This window comes from Campylobacter concisus (genome assembly GCF_003049735.1).
GTDB classification, from domain to species: domain Bacteria; phylum Campylobacterota; class Campylobacteria; order Campylobacterales; family Campylobacteraceae; genus Campylobacter_A; species Campylobacter_A concisus_AN.
Window position 1 is genome coordinate 240,357 of record NZ_PIRM01000001.1, and the last position, 21,833, is coordinate 262,189.

Sequence of the window (21,833 nt, forward strand, 5' to 3'; positions counted from 1 at the left end):
GCTTGATAAATAAAATTTTACTAGCTATTTTTTGTTTGATAGTTGGCTTTTGCCTATCGTTTTTTAAATCCCCAAAAGAAGATGAGACACCAAAAGATACTAATCAAACGATTTATTCTATAAATTTTGATAATTTGCCAGAAGAAGAGAAACAAAAATACATCAGTAAAGATGATCTTTACGAATATGGCGGATATATAACTCCAAAAAGCTATATCCAAAATTTTACTGAAACGAACGATCAAAATTTATCAAATGATGTAAATGAACTTCAAGAACAAGTTCGTGAGCTAAGCAAAAAAAATAAAATTTTAGCTACTGATAATGTTGATATCAGCGAGAAAAATTTGGACTTTATAAGCAAAATTTCAGAGATGAAAAAAAATATCGAAAATGAAAAAAATGAGATAGTTGAGAAAAACCAAAAGACGCTTGGCGAGCTTGAAACACAACACTTTGAAAACATACAAACTCTTACAAAACGGCTAAATGAAGCTCAAGCTGATATGATTGAGAGCTCAAAAGCCTATGAAAAAAAGATAATAGACCTTGAAAATGCGATAAATGAGGCAAAAAATGGCGATGAAAGTAAGGTAAAAGATATCGAAGCAAATTTTGCTAAATTTAAAGAGGCAGCTGAGGCAAATTACACAGCTTTAAAAGAGCAAAATATAGAGCTAAATACGACACTGGCTCAAAAAGAAGCACTAATAAAAGAGTATGAAAATACTCAAAATGAAAAAGATAAAAACGAAAAAAAAGAAATTTTGCTTTTAAAAGAGGAGATTGAGCGAGCAAAAAGTGATGCTAAGACACAAAAATTTAGCTATGAAAAAGAGATAAATGCACTAACTGATGGCTTTGAAACGCAAAAGAGTGTTATGGAGGATGAGCTTTCAAAAAAAGCAAATAAGATAATTGATCTTGAGGAAGCACTTGAGTCAAGCAAGACCGCCTTAAAAGATAGAATTTATGAACTTGATGAGATAAAGAAAAATTTAAACTCAAAAGATTTGGCAGTTGAAAACTATAATGGTAAAAATTTAGAGCTAAACGCCTCTCTTGCAGCACTTCATAAAAGTTTTAATGATCTAAAAGAAAAAAATCTTAAAAGCGAGCAGGAAAATAAACTCGCAAATGAAAATATAAGCTTGCTTAAAAAAGAGCTTGAGCGAGTAAATTTGATAAATAAAAAGCTAGAGAAGCAAAATTTAGATACAAATACAAGTTTAAGTGAGCTAAATAAAAAGCTAAATTTAAGTGAAGAGAGCTTTAAAAATGCACGAGATGAGCTAAAGACGCTTGATGCAAAGACGAATAAATTTTTAAAAACTTTGTTTGAGCAAAATCAAACTATCTCTTTGCAGACTCAAAAGCTTGGTTTGAATGACAGCGAGTTAAAAAATTTAAGTGCAAAGATAAATTTAAAAGATGAAAAGATAAAAGAGCTGGAAAATAATCTCACACAAACAAGTCAAATGCTAGCAGCAAAGCAAAGTGAGCTAGAAGCTCAAAAAAGGACGCTAAAGATCGATATGCAAAACTATGAAATTTTGCGTCAGCAAATAAATATTTTGCAAAAGAAGATAGCTGATACATCAGCTCTTTTTGCCGATAGCAATAAAAGTGGTGGTAAAAATTTACTAAGCTTACAAAATGAGCTTGAAAGCGCAAAACATAAGTTAAATGAGAGCAATAAGACGATTGAAAGGTTAAATTCTAAAATAAACGAACTTAGCTCATCTAGCGTAAAAGGAAGTCCGGTAAATGCCAAAATCATCGAACTTCAAAAAGATATCGAGCAAAATTTAAATAGACAAGATGAGCTCGAAAATGAAAATGTAAATTTAAAAAATATTTTGCAAGCTACGACAAAACCTGAAACTCCAACAAAGCTAGTTTTGATCTCTAGTCTTGAGTGTGATGACATGGATGCAAAAGATAAGATTAGCGTGATGTGCAAGAATAGAGTGAGCGAATTTTTGCAAAGATTTAACTCAAACTACCTTTATGAGATAATTCCGATCGTAGATAAGAAAAATTTTGTCATCCCATCAAATGTGGCTCAAAGTATCAAAAAAGACGATCTTGGCAGGCTAAATAACTATGTAAATTATGGCGTTGGTAAAGAGCGCGCAAAGGCAGCAGCCGAGCTTATAAAAGAAGAATTTGGCGATTTTGCAAGGATCAGCTTTAGCTCCGAAGTGATCGTAAAAGATGTCACGCGTGGCTTTATCATCAAGGTTTATAGATGATCTTGGCTCAGCTAAAAAGTGGCTATCGCTACAACAGCGATACGCTGGTACTTTATGATTTTATAAGCTCAAGTTTGAAAAATTTTTCAGGCAGAATTTTAGACGTTGGCGCAGGGTGCGGGATACTTGGGCTTTTGCTTAAACGCGACTTTAAAAATTCCAGTCTAAGCTTGCTTGATATCTTGCAGATAAATGGTGAAATTTCTAAATTTAATGCCAGTAAGAACGGCTTGGAGGCAGAAATTATAAATGCTAATTTTGCAGATTTTAAAGATAGCGAGAAATTTGACCTCATCGTATCAAATCCGCCATTTTATCACGAGGGTGCAAAACAAAGCAAAGATGAGCATATAAAGGCTAGCAGATACACAAGCTCTTTGGGCCTAAAAGACTTTATAAAAGGTATAAGTGTAAATTTAAAACCTCACAAAAGGGCGTTTTTTTGCTATGCGCCTGATGATCTTAGCCAGATCGTAATGTATCTAAAAGAGTTTAAGCTAAATTTAGTAAGCCTAAAATTTATTTATACAAAGGCTGATAAGCCAGCAAATTTGGCCTTGTTTGAAGTAAGAAATAATTCAAACTCAAAGCTAAAAATTTTGCCACCTTTAGTGATGAGTGAAAATGGCTCGCATACAAAAGAGGCGATTGAAATTTTTAAAAAAGCTGATACAAACAGCGTTGATTATCAGGAGCTAACGTGAGAGTACAAGGCTTTAACTATGAGTTTGATGCCAGCTTTTGCGAGAGCTGTGGTGGTAAGTGTTGCACGGGAGAGAGCGGATATATCTGGATAAATGAAGAAGAAATTTCAAAATTTTGTACTGCATTTCATATGAGTAAAGATGAGTTTGAAAAGCAGTTTTTAATAAGAGTTGGGCTAAGGTGTAGCATAAAAGAGAAGCCTTATGAAGATGGCTTTGCTTGTGTATTTTTTGATGAAAAAAATAAAAACTGCTCAGTTTATGAGCTAAGGCCACAGCAGTGTAGGACTTTTCCGTTTTGGAATTATTTTAAAAAAAATTTCAAGGAGCTAAAAGCAGAATGTATTGGCGTAAAATTTTAGTATTTTTTATGAGCGTATTTTTTAACTCGCAGCTACTTTTGGCTGACGATAATAAAAGTATAAATTTACGTCTAATGCAGGCTTTATTGTTTCAAGATAGCGGAGATGTGAATGCTAGCATTCAAGCTTACTCAAACATTTTTAAAGATACAAATCAAAAAGCTTATTTAAAAGAGGCGATCAAACTCGCCTTTGCTACAAAAAATGAAAATTTAGACGCTTTGATAAGTGAAGGCGAAAAAAGCTTAAAAGACGACAGCGATTTTATTCGTATAAAGGTGGCAAATTTAGTAAATCTTTCAAAGCTAAATGAGGCTAAAAGTTTAATGCAAGAGCTTGCTACAAAAGAGCCAAATGCCCAAAATTTACTCATGCTTGGCACAATTTGTATGATGCAAAATGAAACAACGACTGCACTAAAATACTTTGAAGAGGCATACTCACTAAAGCAAGAAGAAGAAAATTTGCTCCGTATCGTTGATATTTTGATAAATCGCATGGATAAGATAAAAGACGCTACAAAATATCTTGAAAAATTTAGAGATGAACAAGGCTGCACGCTAAAGACTTGCGAGCTTTTGGCTGAAATTTACTCCCAGCAAAGAAATTTCCCAAAGGTGATCGAACTCTTTGAAGAGCTTTATGAGCTAAATCACGATACTTCGTATATTGATAAGATCGTGCAGTTTTTTATCTATGATAAAAATTACAAAGCAGCAATTGAAATTTTAAAAAAATATAGCTACAACGATATAGCGCTCATGGATCTTTATGCGGCAACTAGTAATTTTGGTGACGCATACATACTTGCTGTTAAAATTTATAACGATAGCAGGGATTTAAATTTTTTAGCAAAAGCCGCGATTTACGAATACGAGATGAATAAAGATAGTTTGAATGAACAAAAAATGGCTGAAATTTTAGATAAATTTGAAGCTAGCGTGCCAAAGCTAGAAAATGATATGTTTTTTAACTATTATGGCTACTTGCTGATAGATCATGATATAGATCCTAGAAAGGGTATAGAGCTTGTGCAAAAGGCACTTGCCATCTCACCTGAGTCGCCTTATTATGAGGATTCGCTAGCGTGGGGATATTTTAAGCTTGGTGAGTGCAAAAAGGCAAAAAGCATTATGCAGCACGCGATGAAAGATGTTGATTTTAGGACTTCAAAAGAGGCAAAAGAGCATTTGCACCTAATAGAGCGCTGTATAATAAATCTAAACAAAAGGCTTAAAAAATGATACTTGATGAGATAATAAAAAAAACTAAAGATGATCTTGAAAAAAGAAAGGCAGACTTCCCTGAGGAGTGGCTTGGTCGCTCGCTCGCGTACAATCCATACGTGCCAAGAGATGTTTTAAATGCACTTAGAGCAAGCCAAAACGAGCCGATAAAAATCATAGCCGAGATCAAAAAAGCAAGCCCAAGTAAGGGCGTGATAAGAGAGGATTTTGAGCCTATAAAGATCGCTCAGGAATACGAGCCATACGCAAATGCCTTTAGTATCTTGACTGAACCACATTGGTTTAAAGGCAACATCGAGTATATCACGCAAGTTCGTCGCTATGCCTCAAGGCCGATCCTTAGAAAAGACTTTATTATTGATAAGTATCAAATTCTTGAAGCTCTTGTTTATGGAGCGGATTTTATCTTGCTTATCGCAAAAGCACTAACTCAAAATGAGCTAAAAGAGCTTTTAGACTACGCTCATCATTTAGGGCTTGAAGTTTTGGTTGAAACTCACGACGCGAGTGATGTGAAAAAGGCTATCTTTGCAGGAGCAAATATAATAGGTATAAATCACAGAAATTTAGATGATTTTACGATGGATATGAACCTTTGTGAGAAGCTCATACCGCTTTTACCAAATGGCAAGATAATAGTCGCTGAAAGCGGTCTTTACCAGCATGAACAGCTTAGAGAGCTAAGTAAAATAGGCGTAGATGCTTTCTTGATAGGAGAGCATTTTATGAGACAAGATGATATAAAAAATGCCGTCAAAAAGATAAAGGAGGGCGAGTGATGCAGCACCTTTGTGCTCCTTGGAGAAGCGAATACTTTAGCGCTAAAAAAGATAGTTGTGTTTTTTGTGATGTTATAAACTCAGATGATGATGATAAAAATGGCGTACTTTTTCGAGCCAAACATTGTTTTGGGATTATGAATTTATATCCGTACTCTCCAGGTCATTTTATGATAATACCAAATCAGCATACCGACAAGATCGAAGAGCTTGATGAGCAGACTTGGTTTGAGATGAGTAAATTTGTAAGGCTTGGAGTTGAAATTTTAAAAAAAGAGCTTTATGCTAATGGCGTAAATATAGGTATGAATTTAGGCAAGGCTGCAGGAGCTGGCATAGCTGAGCACGTGCATTATCACCTTGTGCCAAGGTGGAGCGGAGATACAAATTTTATAACCACCATCTCTGATGTGAGAGTAAATGGCACGCCATTTCATCCGCTTTTTGAGAAATTAAAAAAGGCATTTAGTGCCGTTATTTGAGCTTGATGCAGAGCAGTGGCTAGAGAAAAGAAGCTCTTTTGAAATTTTAATAGACGCAAGATCGCCACATGAATTTTTATATTCACACATAAAAGATGCCATAAATTTATATGCTTTAAATGATGCGGAACATAAAGAGGTAGGCACGATCTATAAAAGCGATAGATCCCTAGCAAAGAGTCTTGGTGCAAAGTATATCTGCAAAAATTTACAAAATATCATTGATGAGGTTTATAAAAGAGCCAAGGTTGGTTCAGCTATTGGCATCTACTGCGCTAAAGGTGGGCTTAGATCAAATTCTGTTGGCTATGTGCTAAGCATGATAGGATATAGAGTTTTTAGGCTTAGTGGTGGCTATAAAGCTTATAGAAATCACGTTTTAGAATTTCTAAATCGACCTTTGAGCACAAAATTTATCACTCTTTTTGGAAATACTGGCTGCTACAAAAGTAAGCTCATAAGGGCTTTAAGTCCATCAATAGACCTTGAAGCGATGGCAAATCATTTAGGCTCAGTCTTTGGCGCGATAAATGGCGCGCAGCCAAGCCAAAAAAGCTTTGAAGATGCGTTGTTTGAAAAGCTCATAACGCTAAAAGATAAAATTTGCTTTATTGAGGGTGAGAGCAGAAGGATAGGCTCATTAAGTTTGCCAAAAAGTCTTTATGAGGCGATGCGTAGTGGCATAAATGTCGAAGTAAGTGCAAGTTTAGAAAAAAGAATTTCTTGCATAGTAGATGACTATAAAAGTGTGGATAAAGCCTTTTTTGACGAGTGTATGAAGAAAATTTCGCCATTTATCGATAAAAAAGCTAGAGATGAAGCTGTGGCTAAATTTAATGAAAATGACATTGCTAAAGTAGCTGAAATTTTACTCACAAAATACTACGATAAAGTCTATAAGAAAAATGAAAATATTAATATTTTTATAAATTCTGATGACTTTGACGAAGCCGTTAAAAAGCTAAATGATATAAAAAATGAAGCAAAATTTTAGGCTTATTTTAATTAAAAAATTAAGCCAAAAATTTATACAAATGAATTTTGTCTCTTAAAATTTTATAGTCTTTGCTCACTTAAATTTATCAATTTTACTAAAAATAATATGTTTAATTTTATGTAAAATATTTTGTACTATTTTTCTAAGATGGTAAAAAATTTTTCAAGAAAATCAAAGTAACACCTAAAATTCGCTAGAAAGTTAAAATGGATTTAAAATGCTTTGGGATATAATTTGCGATAAATTTATCAAAAGGCTAAAGTGATGATAAAACAAATTTCTGGTTCACAGATGATAAGCGAGGCCTTGCACGAAGAGGGCGTTGAGATAGTTTTTGGCTATCCTGGCGGTGCAGCTTTAAATATCTACGACGAAACATATAAGCAGACTTATTTCAAACACGTTTTGGTTCGCCACGAGCAAGCAGCCGTTCACGCGGCCGATGGATACGCTAGGGTTAGTGGTAAAGTTGGCGTTGCTTTTGTGACAAGTGGCCCTGGCTTTACAAATGCAGTCACTGGCCTTGCAACAGCTTATAGCGATAGTATTCCGATCGTGCTTATAAGCGGCCAGGTGCCAACATTTATGATCGGTACAGATGCTTTTCAAGAGATCGATGCGGTTGGCATTTCACGCCCCTGTGTTAAGCATAACTTTTTAGTTAATAGCGTCGAAGAGCTACCTCGTATCATAAAAGAGGCCTTTTATATCGCAAGATCAGGCCGCCCAGGACCAGTTCATATCGATATCCCAAAAAATATCACATCAAGACTTGGAGATTTTGTATATCCAAAAGAAATTTCTATTCCAAGTTACAAACCGACCTATAAGGGCAACTCAAAACAGATAAAAAAAGCAGCAGTTGCGATAAATGAAGCTAAAAGGCCGCTTCTATACATCGGTGGTGGTGCAGTCGCATCAAATGCAAGCGAGATCATACGTAAATTTATGAAAAAAACTGGCATTCCAGCAGTTGAGACACTGATGGCTCTTGGTGTACTTGACGCAAAAGATGAGCTAAATTTAGGCATGGCAGGCATGCATGGTAGCTACGCTTCAAATATGGCACTTAGTGAGTGCGACCTTCTCATCTCGCTTGGAGCTAGATTTTGTGACAGGATCACTGGCAGGACGGATGAGTTTGCCAAACATGCAAAGATAATTCACATAGATATCGATCCAAGCTCCATCTCAAAGATCATAAACGCTCACTATCCGATAGTTGGTGATCTTACAAACGTGCTAACTGAGCTTTACGAAGAAGTCAATGCAAAGCCTGAAAACTACGCACCTTGGAGAGAAATTTTAGATAGATATTCTAAACTAAATCCACTTGGCTACACAGATAGCGACAAGGTCTTAAAGCCACAATGGGTCATCAAAGAGACCGCAAAGATAGCAGGAGCTAATGCGATAATCTCAACAGATGTCGGACAGCACCAAATGTGGGTGGCGCAGTTTTATCCGTTTAACCGAGCAAGACAGCTTGTCACAAGTGGTGGACTTGGCACAATGGGATACGGCCTCCCTGCAGCGATTGGCGCAAAATGTGCAAAACCAGACAATCTTGTTATAAATTTTACAGGCGATGGCTCAATACTTATGAATATCCAAGAATTAATGACTGCTCATGAGATAAATATGCCCGTTATAAACATCATTTTAAATAACAATTTCTTGGGCATGGTGCGCCAGTGGCAGACATTTTTCTATGAAAAACGCTACTCATCAACTGATCTTAGCTTGCAGCCTGATTTTGTAAAGATTGCTGAAGGATTTGGCGGTGTTGGCTTTGTTTGTAAGAGTAAGGATGAGTTTAGAAAGGCTCTAAAAGAAGCGATCGATAGTAAAAAATCAGCGATGATTGACGTTAGGATTGACCGCTTTGAGGACGTGCTTCCTATGGTTCCAGCAGGGGCTGCGATTTATAATATGATATTAAAGAGCAAGGAAGAAAAATGAGTATCAGAAGAACGATTTCGGTTATAGTTTTAAATGAACACGGCGTTTTGGCTAGAATTTCTGGGCTTTTTGCGGGCAGAGGTTACAATATTGACACGCTCACCGTTGCTCCAATACCTGAGAGCAACTTCTCAAGACTAAGTATCGTAACAAGTGGCGATGAGAGAGTTTTAGAGCAGATCGTAAAACAGCTTCACAAGCTCATACCAACGTATAAAGTCATAGAAAGTGGCGAATTTGTCGAAAAAGAGATGGCTCTTGTGAAAATTCCGCTTGGTGAAAATTTTGCCGGTCTTGAGGCGATACTAAAGTCGTATAATGGTATCGTTACAAATACAAATGAAAACTACATCGTTGTCATGGTGGCTGACGATGCGAGTAGGATAGATAACTTTTTAAAATCGATAAAGAAATTTAACCCAGTTGACGTCGTACGCGGCGGATCTGTGATAATGGATATATGATGAAACTAAGTGAAATAGCCTTAAAAGTAAATGCTACTTTTGGCGGAGAAGATATAGAAATTTTTGCTCTAAATTCTTTAAAAAATGCAAATAAAGCTGAGCTAACATACTGTGATGGCGAGAAGAATGCAAAATTTATAAGTACGTCAAACGCTGGAGCAATTTTGGTGACAAAATCGCTTTTAGGCTTGGTGCCAGCTGGCATGGTCGCACTTGTCTGCGATAACCCACACCTTGCATTTGCCTTGCTTAGTAAAGATTATGCTAAGCCGCTTTTTTGTGAGCCAAAGCCATCAAATATCGCCAAGAGCGCAAAGATAATGCCAAATGTCTACATAGGCTCAAATGTGAGCATTGGTGAAAATACGATAGTCATGGCTGGAGCATTTTTGGGCGATAATGTAACTATCGGCAAAAACTGCATCATTCATCCAAATGTCGTCATCTACAATGACTGCGTCATCGGTAACGAGTGCCATCTGCTGGCAAACTGCGTTATAGGCAGCGATGGCTTTGGCTATGCGCATACAAAAACTGGCGAGCATGTGAAAATTTATCACAATGGCAATGTAGTTTTAGGCGATTTTGTCGAGATCGGTGCTTGCACGACGATAGATCGTGGTGTTTTTGAAAGCACGATGATCGCAAACTACACAAAGATAGACAATCTCGTTCAAATAGGCCACAACTGCGAGCTTGGAAATGGCTGCCTAATAGTCTCACAAACTGGCCTTGCTGGCTCAACAGTGCTAGGCAGAAACGTTGTAATGGGCGGACAAAGCGGCTCAGCTGGTCACGTGAGTGTCGGAGACTTTGCGCAGATCGCAGCACGTGGAGGCGTTAGCAAAGACCTACCTGGTGGCAAAAAATACGCTGGAGCTTATCCGATAATGGAGCTTTCAGATCAGTTTAAACTCCAAGCAAAAATTTTGAGATTTTTTAAGAAAAATTGATTGCAAGCTTTTGCGAGCTTAAAATCGCAAAAGCTTTTTATCTAGTAGTATAAAAATAATGCTAATTCTATTTTAAAACGAATTAGGCTTAAAATTTATATATCAAGTCTGGCTTAAACATCTATTTATTTGGCTTTGCTCTCTTTTATTACTCTAGCCGTTTCTATCGCGATTTCTAGCTCTTCGTTTGTTGGGATGATGAATGTTTTTATCTTAGCGTCATCCCCGTCTATACATCTCTCGCCTCGCATGTCTTGGAAATTTAGATCGTGATTTATGTGAATGCCAAGATGTTTTAATTCATCACAAATTTTTTGCCTTGTATTTGGTGCATTTTCGCCGATACCGCCAGTAAATATAAGTGCATCAACGCGTCCTAAAATGGCGTAATATGAGCCAATATATTTTTTCACTCGGTAGCAAAACATCTCAAATGCAAGCTTTGCTCGCTCATCGTTTTGCATCTTGGCTACGACCTCTCTCATGTCACTTGAGCCACAAATTCCAAAAAGTCCGCTTTTTTTGTTTAAAAAGTTATCGATCTCGTTCCACTTTAAAACGCCGATATTTAGCAGGTAAATGACCACGGCTGGGTCCATATCGCCGCTTCTTGTACCCATTATGAGTCCTTCAAGTGGGCTAAGCCCCATCGAGGTATCGATACTTTTGCCGTTTTGCACCGCACATGCTGAGGCGCCGTTACCTAGATGAAGTGAGATAGCGTTAAATTTATCAAACTCTATGCCAAGCATTTTTGCCGCTTGCTTGCAGACATATCTGTGCGAAGTGCCGTGAAAGCCGTATTTTCTGATGTGATGAGTCTTGCAAACGTCATAAGGTAGAGCGTAGCGGTAGGCGTACTCTGGCATGCTTTGATGAAATACCGTGTCAAAAACGACCACGTGAGGCACATTTTTGCTCTCTTTCATTGCGTTTTTAATGCCAGCAAGATGCCCTGGGTTGTGAAGTGGGGCAAGCGGGCTTATCTCCTCGATCTTTTTTATGACGCTCTCATCAACGATCATTGAACTAAAAAAGCTCTCGCCGCCGTGAACTATCCTGTGTCCGATACCATCAAGCTCGCTTAGATCGTGCAAGGTGTGTGATGTGACAAAGAGTTCGTTCATCGCCTCAAGTCCGTCATGATGGTCTTTTATGAAGCGTTTTATCTCGTAGGTTTCGCCATTTGCTTTTAGTACCGCTCTTGAGCTGGAGCTACCGATTTGCTCGACTAGACCGCTTGCTAGACTGGTTTTGGTATCCATTGCAAAAAGTTGAAATTTTATTGAGCTACTACCCGAGTTTAAAACCAAAATTCTCATATTATTCTCCTGCTTGTATGGCGCTGATTAAGATAGTATTTACCACGTCTTCAACGAGGCAGCCGCGACTTAGGTCGTTAACTGGCTTTTTTAGCCCTTGAAGGATCGGACCCACAGCTAGGGCGTTTGCGCTTCGCTGAACTGCTTTATAGCAGATGTTTCCGCAGTTTAAATTTGGAAAGATAAAGACATTTGCATGCCCAGCCACATCAGAGTTTGGCATTTTTTTGCCAGCGACACTTGGCTCGATAGCTGCATCAAACTGAATTGGCGCTGCGATTTTTAAATTTGCATCAAGCTTGCTCACCTTTTTGGCAGCCTCTTTTATAAATTCTACATCAGGCCCGCTACCACTATCAGCCGTAGAGTAGCTTAGCATGGCTATCTTTGGGTTAAGACCAAAGGCGCTTGCCGTTTGAGCGCTGCTTAGCGTTATGCTAGCTAGCTCATCTGCACTTGGATTTAGCGTGACGGCGCAGTCGGCAAAAAGCAAAATTTCTTCTTCAAGCGCCATAAAAAATGCCCCGCTTACCACACTTACATTTGGCTTTGTTTTTATGATCTGCAAAGCTGGGCGGATCGTATCAGCCGTGCTCATCGTAGCGCCGCTTACCAAGGCATCGGCTAAGCCTTCATGAATTAGCATCGTAGCAAAGTAAATTTTATCTTTTGCAAGCGCATTTGCCTTGGCTTCGTCCACGCCTTTATGTTTTCTAAGCTCATAAATTTTCTTTGCAAATTCCTTTGTTAGCTCGTTTTGTGCTGGGTCGATCACTTTGGCTTTGCTTAAATTTAGCCCCAAAGCGGCCGCTTTTTTCGAAATTTCATCTTCAAGTCCTAGCAATATGATATTTGCCGCATCTTTTTCTAATACGATGTGGGCCGCTTTTAAAATTCTCTCATCGTCACTCTCTGGCAAAATAACTGTTTTGTTTGCAGTTTTGGCTCTTTTTAGAAGCAGGCTTTGAAATTTAAATGGTGTGATTATGTCAGCCTTGTAGCTCAAAATTTCATCAAAATCATCGGTTATTAGAAGCTTTGAGTTTAGATTTAGTGCTTTTAGCTCGCTTGCGTTTTTGTCAAAAATTGGAGCGTTTAAATTTCTTGCTAGTTTTAAATTTAGCTCGCTTTTGCCAAAGACACTAAAGCTCTCACAGCCAAGAACTATGACAAAGTCGCTTTTGGCTTTTAACTCTTCAAATTTATCTATAAATTTTAGAAAAAATTCTTTTTCATTTGAATTTATTAAGTTATTTTTATCGTTTTCATCTGGGATTATCTTAAAAATCTCAACTTTTTTGAATTTTGTAGCTATAATTTCTTGCAGATGTGCTAAATTTTTGTCTGTAAAAACGTAACAACTTTTCATTTGCGACCTTTTTAGGAACTTAAATTGCTTAATTCTAGCACAAAGATACTTATTTTAAGGCATTTTTTATGAACCATAAAACGATTTGGCTCGTCTTATCTGCGGGCATTATTTGCACTGGCTGCACACCAAGTGCTGATCCTCATATCAATATGAAACCCCCAGTTTATGTCGAGCAACTCCCTTCAAAAGATAGTGGAACCGGACAAAGTAACGCCGGTAGCCTCTTTGGTAAGGGCGAGAATCCGCTATTTTCAGATAGAAAGGCGATGAATGTAAATGATATTGTGACTATCGTTATCTCAGAAAATGCAAGCCAAACTTCAACTGGTAGTAAAAGTACAAATAAGGATAGTACCATCTCGCTTGGTGGCGGTGTATTTACGGCTGGAGCTGCTCCACTTTCAAATATAGCTGATAATCTAAATAAATACGGCGATATTGGCTTTAAAGCAGGTGGTGGCAATAAATTTACAGGAAGTGGCACGAGCAACAGAAGCGAGAAATTTACCGCAACCATTTCAGCCAGGATCATAAAAATACTAAATAACGGCAATTACTTTATCGAGGGTAGCCGGGAGCTACTTATAAATGGCGAAAAGCAGATCATGCAAGTAAGTGGTGTCATCAGACCTTACGACATCTCGCAAAACAACGAAATCGACTCAAAATACATAGCTGATGCTAAAATTTTATATAAAACAGAGGGTGAGCTAGACAAATCTACCAAAAAACCTTGGGGTACAAGGCTCATGGAAGCTATCTGGCCATTTTAATGCAACTTTAAAAGCCTAAAATTTAATCAATTTGGGCTTTTAAAAATTTTTATCTCAAAAATTTCTCTCGCCTTAAATATACTAAATTTTTAAAAATTTTTAAAAATTATAATTGATATTTACTTTCAGAATAATATGCTTAAAATATTGAAAATTCATCAAAACAAAATAAAATTTCTCAAAATATTATTTTTTATATTTTGAAAATATATCGCAAAAAAGGGATTTTAAATTTTTTAGTTAAAATTCATTTAATTATAAATATTAATTTTATAAAATAATTTTTTACTTCTTTAAACAAAGATATTATTAATAAAAGTAAAATTTTCAAGCAAAGGAGCTTATATGAATAATGACTTGCGTCAAAAGATAGATAGACGCTTAAGTGAGCTTAGTACGTTGCCTAAGATGAAAAGCGACTCGAGTATTGCGCAGCTTTTAAAAGATAAAGGCTTTACGAGGCGTGATTTTATGAAGTGGGCTGGTGCGATGACAGCTTTTATGGCTCTACCAAGTGCGATGACACCGATGGTTGCTCGTGCTGCTGAGCTTAGCGATAGGCTTCCTGTGATATGGCTTCATATGGCAGAATGCACAGGCTGTAGCGAGAGCTTACTAAGAACCGATGCTCCAAGCATAGATAGTCTTATATTTGACTACATAAGCCTTGAATACCACGAAACTATCATGGCAGCTTCTGGTTGGCAGGCTGAAGAAAATTTAGAGAGCGCGATCGAAAAATACAAAGGCAGATACATCCTACTAGTTGAGGGTGGTATCCCAACTGGTGCGACTGAAAATTTCTTGACAGTTGGACCTCATGGCACAACAGGTAAAACTCATGCTGTAAATGCTTCAAAAGACGCAGCTGCTATCTTTGCGATCGGCACCTGTTCTAGCTTTGGTGGCATTCAAGCTGCAAGGCCAAATCCATCAAATTCAGTGGGACTTTCAAAGGTAACTGATAAACCAGTTATTAATGTTGCGGGCTGTCCACCAAGTGAGAAAAATATCGTTGGCAACGTGCTTCACTTCTTACTTTTTGGCACACTTCCAGCACTTGACGTTTATAATAGACCAAAATGGGCTTATGGTTTAAGAATTCACGATCTTTGCGAAAGACGTGGTCACTTTGACGCTGGCGAGTTTGTCCAAAACTTTGGCGATGAAGGTGCAAAAAATGGCTACTGCTTATACAAAGTAGGTTGTAAAGGTCCATATACATTTAATAACTGCTCACGCGAGAGATTTAACCAGCACACATCATGGCCAGTTCAAGCAGGTCACGGCTGTATAGGCTGCTCAGAGCCAGACTTCTGGGATACGATGGGACCATTTGAAGAGCCTATGGCAGATAGACTCTTTGATACTGTTTTAGGTCTTGGAGCTGATAATGTCAGCGATAAAGTTGGCATTGGAATTTTAGCTCTTACAGGCATTGGCATAGCAGCTCACGCTGTTATAGCTTCTATGAGTAAAGATAAAGAATAAGGCGAAAAAATGAGTGAAAAAAGAATAGTAATAGACCCTATAACACGTATCGAGGGACACTTAAGAATAGAAGTTGTCGTAGATGAAAATAATGTCGTAAAAGAGGCTTACTCTGGCTCAACTCTTTGGCGTGGCTTAGAGCAGATCGTAAAAGGCAGAGACCCAAGAGATGCTGGCTTTTTCATGCAAAGAATTTGTGGCGTTTGTACATACTCACACTACCGAGCAGGCATCATCGCGGTTGAAAATGCTCTTGGCATCAAGCCTCCGCTAAATGCAGAGCTAACTAGAACGCTTATGAACGCAGCTTTATATCTTCATGATCACATCGTGCACTTTTATCAACTTCACGGCATGGACTGGGCAGATGTGGTCTCTGCACTAAGCGCAGATGTGCATAAAGCTAGCGAAGAGGCGTTTAAATATACTGATCTTCCGTTTGCCACGGGAGCTGACAAGCTAAAAGAGGTAAAAGAGAGGGTTGAAGCCTTTGTTAAAAAGGGCAACCTTGGACCATTTGCTAACGCATACTGGGGACATAGCACATATAAATTTACGCCAGAGCAAAATTTAATCGTCCTCTCTCACTACTTAGAGTGCTTAAGGATTCAAAGAACAGCGGCTCAGATGATGGCTATCTTTGGTGCGAAAAACCCACATCCACAAAGCCTAACAGTAGGTGGTGTGACCTGCGTGATGGACCTTATGGATCCAGCTAGAATGGGCGAATATATGAGCAAATTTGCCGAGATTAAAGAATTTGTAGATAGAGCTTACTATCCAGATATCTTGATGGCAGCTAAAGCTTATGGTAATGAGCCAAGCGTTCTAAACGATGTTGGTGTGGCAAATTTACTTTGCTACGATGAGTTTTTAATAGGCAAAAATGATCATCTATTTAAAGGTGGCTATATCTTAAATGGCGATCTTAGCAAGGTTTATGATATCGATGAAAATAAAATCACCGAAGAAGCTACTAGGTCTTGGTATAAAAACGACAAAGCGCTTCATCCATACGACGGTGAGACTGAGGCAAACTACACAGGTCTTATTGACGGTGAGAGCATAGATGCCGAGGGTAAACTAGCTCACAGTAAGCTTTTTGATACAAAAGGCAAATATAGCTGGATCAAAGCACCAAGATATGATGGCTTGCCTATGCAAGTAGGACCGATTGCTAGCATCGTCATAAACTACGCTAGAGGCAACGAGAGAGTTAAAAAAGTAGTTGATGAATTTTTAGCAAAGAGTGGCTTGCCATTAAGTGTGGTTTTCTCAACTCTAGGCAGAACCGCTACTCGTATGCTTGAGGCAAAAGTAGTTGCAGAGCATACAATGGATGCATTTAATGCTTTAATCGAAAATTTAAAATCAGATCAAGAGACCTGCGCAAAATATGTAATCGATAACAAAAAAGAGTACAAAGGAAATTTCCAAGGCAATGCTCCAAGAGGTGCGCTTAGCCACTGGTGTCGCATAAAAGATGGCGTTATCACAAACTGGCAAGCAGTCGTGCCAAGCACTTGGAACGCCTCTCCAAAAGACGCACAAAATCAAATGGGCAGCTACGAAGCGTGCTTAGTTGGTTTAAAGATCGCTGATCTTTCAAAGCCACTTGAGATAATACGAAAAATTCACTCTTATGATCCTTGTATCGCATGCGCTGTGCATGTTATGGATACAAAGGGAAATGATTTGAGTACTTATAAGATAAATCCAAATTTGTAAGGAGAGAATATGTCACATAAAAATGCTGACAGGATCAGCGAATACGAATTCTCCATCGGCGTTAGGCTGACACACTGGATTAGATTTGCAGCGATCACACTTTTAGTTGTGAGTGGCTACTATATCTCGTACGTTTTTGTGAGTCCAGAGATCACGAGCGAGCCTACAAATTTTATGCAAGCAAAGTGGCGTATGGCTCACCAGATCGCTGGTTTTGTGCTAATAGCGGCGTTTATCTTTAAATTTTATCTATTTGTCTTTGATAAACATAGCAAAAAAGAGTGGATGAGCGTGGTTGATTTTCTAAATCCAAAAATTTGGATCGCGCAGATTAAGTATTATCTTTTTATGGGGCCACATCCGCATTTAAGGGGCGTTTATAATCCTTTGCAGTTTGCCTCATACTTTTTCTTTTATCTTATTTTGACTCTTATTTGCCTAAGTGGTCTTGTGCTTTATGTTCATGTTTATCATGAGGGACTTGGCGGAGCGCTTTATGAGCCAGCTAGGTTTTTTGAAGAGCTTATGGGCGGACTAGCAAATGTCAGAACGATACATAGAATTTGCATGTGGGTCATTATGATATTTGTGCCGATTCATGTTTATATGGCGGTATTTAACGCTGTTAAAGGCAAAAATGGAGCGATGGACGCCATCGTTAGTGGTTATAAATTTGTAAAAGAACACTGATGAGAGTGCTAGTTCTTGGTATTGGCAACGTGATGTTTGCTGATGAGGGCATAGGTGTTCATTTTGTAAATTTGATGGCTAAAAACTATAAATTTATAAGTTCTATAAACGAGCTTACTCTAATGGACGGGGGCACTTTAGCCCTCGCTCTAACTCACATCATAAGCGAATTTGACTATCTTATCGTCGTTGATTGCATTAGCGCAAACGGTGCAAGCGTGGGCGATGTTTATTTTTTTGACTTTCTAAACGTACCAAATTTTATCAGCTGGGACGGCTCGGCTCACGAGATAGAGATGCTTCAGACCCTTCATCTAATGGAGCTTGCAGGCGATAGGCCTACGACTAAAATTTTAGGTATCGTGCCTAGCCGCATAGAATCATCAAATTTTAGTCTCTCAGATGAGGTTATAAACGCTTCTATAATTTTAGAAAAAACGCTGCTTGATCACTTAAAAGAGCTTGATTTTGAGTGTGAAAAGGTGGCAAATTTTACCCTAAACGATATCGTTGATGAATACGCTAAAAAAGGTTTAAAATGATACTTGCTTTTAAATTTACTTGCCACAAGGACGCTTCGTTTCTAGCGCCATTTTTACACTTGCTTGCTGGCGATCTAGCTCATAGTCTAAAGTGCAAAGATGATGAAATTTGTCTAAAGGTAAGTGGAGATGCCAGTGAGCTTGAGAGCGTGGCAAATAAAGCAAGCGCGCTCTTGCCATTTAGTCTTTTTATAAAGCACAGTGAGGTCTTGGCTACAAGTGAGCTTGACGAAGATAGCAAGATAAATGAGATAAAATTTGGCGGTCTAACTCCGACTCAAGCGAGTACCTTTTTAGCCAGCGAAAGGGCTATCTTAAATGAAAGTGGCGTGCTTGCTTGGAGTAAATTTGATGGCGAGATAACGCTTGGTAATTTTAATGAAAAGCTCAAAGCTTGCCTAAATTTATTAAAAAACGGCAAGGGCGTTTGTGTAGAGCAAGATAAAAAATTATATGAAATTTCTCTTGGCGTAAATTTTGATGCAAATTTCTTGATGCCTGTAAATTTAAAACAGCTACCAAAAATTTTTATTGCTGATGATAGAGCTTTGACATTTCTGGCTAGTTTTGAAAAGCCACTTTTAGCACTAAAGACGACAGCCATTTATAGGCAAAATCACGAGGATGCACCGTTATTTTTTGACGTGATGGCACCAAATGATCTTTTTCTTTATGCCATTTGCGAGCAGCTAAATAAAGAGGGCTTTAGCTTTTTAAGCGTTAAAGTAAAGGAGCAAAAAAATGCTCTTTCAAGACTAACTTTGCTTGAAAGTAGCGCAGTTTTAAGCCCATTTTTCTATACAAAAGATGAGGAATTCGAGCTTAGTAATTTTGGCGATATAGCTTTGGGATTAAAATTTAGCAAATTTAGTGATGATGAAATTTGCCTGCTTTCAAAATCAAGCAAAACGCAGCTTCTATTTTTGCCAAAATTTAGTAGCTTTGAAGAAATTTATAAGCTCATAAGAGCCGAGGAGGGCGGCGAAAGGCTACTTGAAAATTTTAGCAAAGAGCGCGCCTTGCCGAGCGGTAAATTTAGCTCAAATGCTAGCTTTTTCTCGCTATTTTGCATAGCTGGGCGCATACTTGGCTTAGGCGATGACTTTAAAAAAGCAGGGGAGAATTTGCTATTAATGGCAGCTGATTTTAGCGGTCAAAAGGGCGTTAGGATCGATTACAAGATGAAAGATGACTTTGGTTTAGACGGGGTTAAGTTTGTAAAAAGTATCATTTCGTTTGTCCTTGCTGGCGCTGGAGAGAAGAACATCAGCTTTGGTTGCACCGAGTCTTTGGCGCATTTTTTGAGCGATTTTAGCTATGAAAAACGAGATAAATTTAACATCAAAAATGTTACTTTAAGCGGGGATTTATTTTATAATAAGGTAGTTAGCAACTTGATAAAAAAGCACCTAAACCCAAATATAAAAACAAATTTTGACCCCGGATTTGGCGTTGAGATCAAGCTTTAGATATGAGATCAAAGGCTTAGTCCAAGGTGTGGGCTTTAGACCTTTTGTCTATACTTTGGCGCATAATTTTAAGCTTGTTGGTGAAATTTACAACGATGACGAGGGCGTGAAGCTAAATTTTAGTGGCGAAGAGGCCAGCTTTTTGGCTTTTGAAAAAGAGCTTTATGAGAAGCTGCCAGCCCTTGCTAGGATTGATGAACTAAAGAAATTTAAGATAGATAAAATTTATGAAAAGCTTGAGATCATCGCTTCAAAAAGAGCTACCAAGCAAGCGCCAATTTTGCCTGATTACGCGCTTTGCGATGACTGCTTACGCGAGTTTTATGACCCCACAAATCCACGCTACAAATACCCATTTATAAACTGCACCAACTGTGGACCGAGATTTTCTATCATCAAAGCATTGCCTTATGATAGGGTAAATACGACGATGAACGAGTTTAAAATGTGTAAATTTTGTGAGAGCGAATACAAAGATCCGCTTAACCGCCGCTACCACGCAGAGCCGATCTCTTGCCCAAACTGCGGACCAAGGCTCTATCTAAAAGATAAATTTGGCAAAGTCTTGGCTAGTGGGAACGAAGCAGCTAAAGAGGCGGCTAGGCTCATAAACGAAGGCAAAATTTTAGCCATTAAAGGGCTTGGCGGCTTTCATCTAGTCTGCGACGCGACAAATGAAGCCGCAGTTTGCGAACTAAGAGCTAGAAAACACCGCCCAAGCAAGCCCTTTGCTCTGATGAGTAAAAATTTAGAGAATGCTAGAAAAATAGCGCAAATTTCAGAGGCGGAGGCAAAGCTTCTTAGCTCAAATTTAAAGCCGATCGTCTTACTTGAAGCAAAAAACGGCTCAAATATCGCAAAAAGTGTTGCGCCAAATTTAAACAAGCTTGGCATCATGCTCGCATTTAGTGGCATACATCTTTTGTTATTTGACTATTTAGAACACGACATCATCGCAACTAGCGCAAATATCTCAGGCGAAGTTGTGATAAAAGACGAGAGCGAGCTAAGAGAAAAACTAGGTGATGTCATAGATTTTTACCTTGATCACGACCGAGAAATTTACTCTCCAAGTGACGATAGTATCGCATTTTGTGTTGGTGATGAGACAATTTTCACAAGAACGAGCCGTGGACTAAATCCAAATTTCATTCATACAAATTTCAAGCAAAAAGGGACATTTTTAGCCCTTGGAGCGGAGCTAAAAAGTTCGTTTTGTATCTACAAAGACGGACTTTTGATGTTTAGTCCATATATCGGCGATCTAAAAAACGTGGCGACTTTTGATAGATTTAAAGATATTTTTACCCTTTTTGAAACGACTTATAACCTAAAAATCGAGAAGGTCATAGCCGATCTGCATCCAAATTTTTTAAATACAAAATGGGCAAAGGATCAGGGCTTCGAGCTAGTTCATTTGCAGCACCACTACGCGCATCTGCTAAGCGTGATCTTTGAAAATGATCTAGCAGATAAAAAGCACCTTGGCTTTTGCTTTGATGGCACTGGATACGGGGAAGATGGCAAAATTTGGGGTGGCGAGGTCTTTAGGCTAGATAAAAAGAGTTACGAGCGAGTTTATCATTTTGATGAATTTAGCCTATTTGGGGGCGAAAACAGCATCAAAAATATTTATCTAATCGCATATTCTATTATTTTAAAATACTCTCTTGAGGACGAAGCTGGTAAATTTTTAGTAAATTTTGATGAAAAAATGCTTGCAAATTTTAAAAAAATGGAGCAAAAAGGATTAAACTTAGTAAAGACTAGCTCGGTTGGTAGGATATTTGACGCATTTGGGGCGATTATTTGTGGACTTTTTCACTCGAGTTTTGAGGGCGAGAGTGGTATGAGGCTTGAAGCACTTTATGATAAAAATTTAGATGCGTGTTATAAATTTAGCCTAGATGATGGAGTGATTGGCTTTAAAGAAGCTTTTAAAAGTGCTTTAAAAGATGAGCCAAGAGTGGCTGCAACGGCATTTATAAATGGCTTGGCTGATATTATTTTTGAAATTTCAAAAAAAGAAAAAATAGAAATTTTACTAAGCGGTGGAGTTTTTCAAAATAAGACTTTACTCGAACTTATTTACAAAAAATTTATTAAAGTAAATTTGAAATTTTATATCAATAAAAAATTCTGTAGCAACGATTCTAACGTAAATTTAGGGCAAATTTATTATTATTTATCCACATTTTCTAATAAGTGATGTATAATGATTATAAACGGTAATCAAACGAG

Annotated in this window: 19 protein-coding genes; 17 read left to right on the top strand and 2 right to left on the bottom strand. The window is 38.0% G+C overall.

Annotated features, from left to right (window positions below; all coding sequences use genetic code 11):
* Positions 1-2: 2 nt before the first annotated feature.
* The 10 genes from CVS97_RS01250 (at position 3) to lpxD (ending at position 10,205) form a co-directional block, all read left to right on the top strand.
* Positions 3-2,255, top strand: a complete 2,253-nt coding sequence (locus tag CVS97_RS01250) for a vesicular transport factor Uso1p (protein ID WP_107784795.1) — start codon at positions 3-5, stop codon at positions 2,253-2,255.
* Positions 2,252-2,959: a tRNA1(Val) (adenine(37)-N6)-methyltransferase gene (locus tag CVS97_RS01255; RefSeq protein WP_085657285.1), complete on the top strand. Its 708-nt coding sequence runs from the start codon at positions 2,252-2,254 to the stop codon at positions 2,957-2,959. The genes CVS97_RS01250 and CVS97_RS01255 overlap by 4 nt, the downstream gene beginning before the upstream one ends.
* Positions 2,956-3,321, top strand: coding sequence for a YkgJ family cysteine cluster protein (locus tag CVS97_RS01260; protein WP_085657286.1), 366 nt, complete (start codon positions 2,956-2,958; stop codon positions 3,319-3,321). The genes CVS97_RS01255 and CVS97_RS01260 overlap by 4 nt, the downstream gene beginning before the upstream one ends.
* On the top strand, positions 3,300-4,565 hold the full coding sequence (locus CVS97_RS01265; RefSeq protein WP_085657287.1) for a tetratricopeptide repeat protein: 1,266 nt from the start codon (positions 3,300-3,302) through the stop codon (positions 4,563-4,565). Before CVS97_RS01260 ends, CVS97_RS01265 begins: the two co-directional genes overlap by 22 nt.
* A complete protein-coding gene (gene trpC / locus CVS97_RS01270; protein ID WP_107784796.1) occupies positions 4,562-5,347 on the top strand; it encodes an indole-3-glycerol phosphate synthase TrpC in 786 nt (261 codons plus the stop codon). Before CVS97_RS01265 ends, trpC begins: the two co-directional genes overlap by 4 nt.
* Entirely contained in the window at positions 5,347-5,829 is a 483-nt protein-coding gene (locus CVS97_RS01275) for an HIT family protein (RefSeq protein WP_021091390.1), read from the top strand. Before trpC ends, CVS97_RS01275 begins: the two co-directional genes overlap by 1 nt.
* Positions 5,816-6,823 (top strand): tRNA 2-selenouridine(34) synthase MnmH, encoded by a 1,008-nt coding sequence (gene mnmH, locus CVS97_RS01280; protein ID WP_107784797.1) that lies wholly within the window; start codon positions 5,816-5,818, stop codon positions 6,821-6,823. The genes CVS97_RS01275 and mnmH overlap by 14 nt, the downstream gene beginning before the upstream one ends.
* 270 nt (positions 6,824-7,093) lie before the next feature.
* On the top strand, positions 7,094-8,788 hold the full coding sequence (locus CVS97_RS01285) for an acetolactate synthase large subunit (protein ID WP_234401421.1): 1,695 nt from the start codon (positions 7,094-7,096) through the stop codon (positions 8,786-8,788).
* Positions 8,789-8,790: 2 nt separating this feature from the next.
* Positions 8,791-9,252, top strand: coding sequence for an acetolactate synthase small subunit (ilvN, locus tag CVS97_RS01290; RefSeq protein ID WP_234401422.1), 462 nt, complete (start codon positions 8,791-8,793; stop codon positions 9,250-9,252).
* A complete protein-coding gene (gene lpxD / locus CVS97_RS01295) occupies positions 9,252-10,205 on the top strand; it encodes a UDP-3-O-(3-hydroxymyristoyl)glucosamine N-acyltransferase (RefSeq protein ID WP_107784800.1) in 954 nt (317 codons plus the stop codon). Before ilvN ends, lpxD begins: the two co-directional genes overlap by 1 nt.
* A gap of 125 nt (positions 10,206-10,330) precedes the next feature.
* Here the strand turns inward: lpxD and CVS97_RS01300 are convergent, their stop codons facing one another.
* Together CVS97_RS01300 and pta are read right to left on the bottom strand one after the other, a co-directional pair.
* On the bottom strand, positions 10,331-11,527 hold the full coding sequence (locus CVS97_RS01300) for an acetate kinase (RefSeq protein ID WP_107784801.1): 1,197 nt from the start codon (positions 11,525-11,527) through the stop codon (positions 10,331-10,333).
* A 1-nt stretch (position 11,528) separates the two neighbouring features.
* Positions 11,529-12,896, bottom strand: coding sequence for a phosphate acetyltransferase (gene pta, locus CVS97_RS01305; protein ID WP_107784802.1), 1,368 nt, complete (start codon positions 12,894-12,896; stop codon positions 11,529-11,531).
* A gap of 68 nt (positions 12,897-12,964) precedes the next feature.
* On the opposite strand from pta, the gene flgH reads away from it, so the two are divergent.
* The 7 genes from flgH (at position 12,965) to hypF (ending at position 21,801) form a co-directional block, all read left to right on the top strand.
* The gene (gene flgH / locus CVS97_RS01310; protein WP_072594280.1) at positions 12,965-13,672 is read left to right on the top strand and encodes a flagellar basal body L-ring protein FlgH; all 708 of its coding nucleotides are present in this window, start codon (positions 12,965-12,967) and stop codon (positions 13,670-13,672) included.
* Between the two features lie 345 nt (positions 13,673-14,017).
* Positions 14,018-15,163 (top strand): hydrogenase small subunit, encoded by a 1,146-nt coding sequence (locus CVS97_RS01315; protein WP_107784803.1) that lies wholly within the window; start codon positions 14,018-14,020, stop codon positions 15,161-15,163.
* 9 nt (positions 15,164-15,172) lie between these two features.
* The gene (locus CVS97_RS01320; RefSeq protein ID WP_107784804.1) at positions 15,173-16,891 is read left to right on the top strand and encodes a nickel-dependent hydrogenase large subunit; all 1,719 of its coding nucleotides are present in this window, start codon (positions 15,173-15,175) and stop codon (positions 16,889-16,891) included.
* Positions 16,892-16,900: 9 nt separating this feature from the next.
* Positions 16,901-17,581, top strand: a complete 681-nt coding sequence (gene cybH / locus CVS97_RS01325; protein ID WP_021091370.1) for a Ni/Fe-hydrogenase, b-type cytochrome subunit — start codon at positions 16,901-16,903, stop codon at positions 17,579-17,581.
* Positions 17,581-18,123 (top strand): HyaD/HybD family hydrogenase maturation endopeptidase, encoded by a 543-nt coding sequence (locus tag CVS97_RS01330; protein ID WP_107784805.1) that lies wholly within the window; start codon positions 17,581-17,583, stop codon positions 18,121-18,123. The genes cybH and CVS97_RS01330 overlap by 1 nt, the downstream gene beginning before the upstream one ends.
* Entirely contained in the window at positions 18,120-19,592 is a 1,473-nt protein-coding gene (locus CVS97_RS01335) for a hypothetical protein (RefSeq protein ID WP_107784806.1), read from the top strand. Before CVS97_RS01330 ends, CVS97_RS01335 begins: the two co-directional genes overlap by 4 nt.
* Positions 19,576-21,801 carry a carbamoyltransferase HypF gene (gene hypF / locus CVS97_RS01340; RefSeq protein ID WP_107784807.1) on the top strand — a complete coding sequence of 742 codons (2,226 nt, stop codon included), beginning with the start codon at positions 19,576-19,578 and terminating at the stop codon, positions 21,799-21,801. The genes CVS97_RS01335 and hypF overlap by 17 nt, the downstream gene beginning before the upstream one ends.
* Positions 21,802-21,833 lie beyond the last annotated feature (32 nt).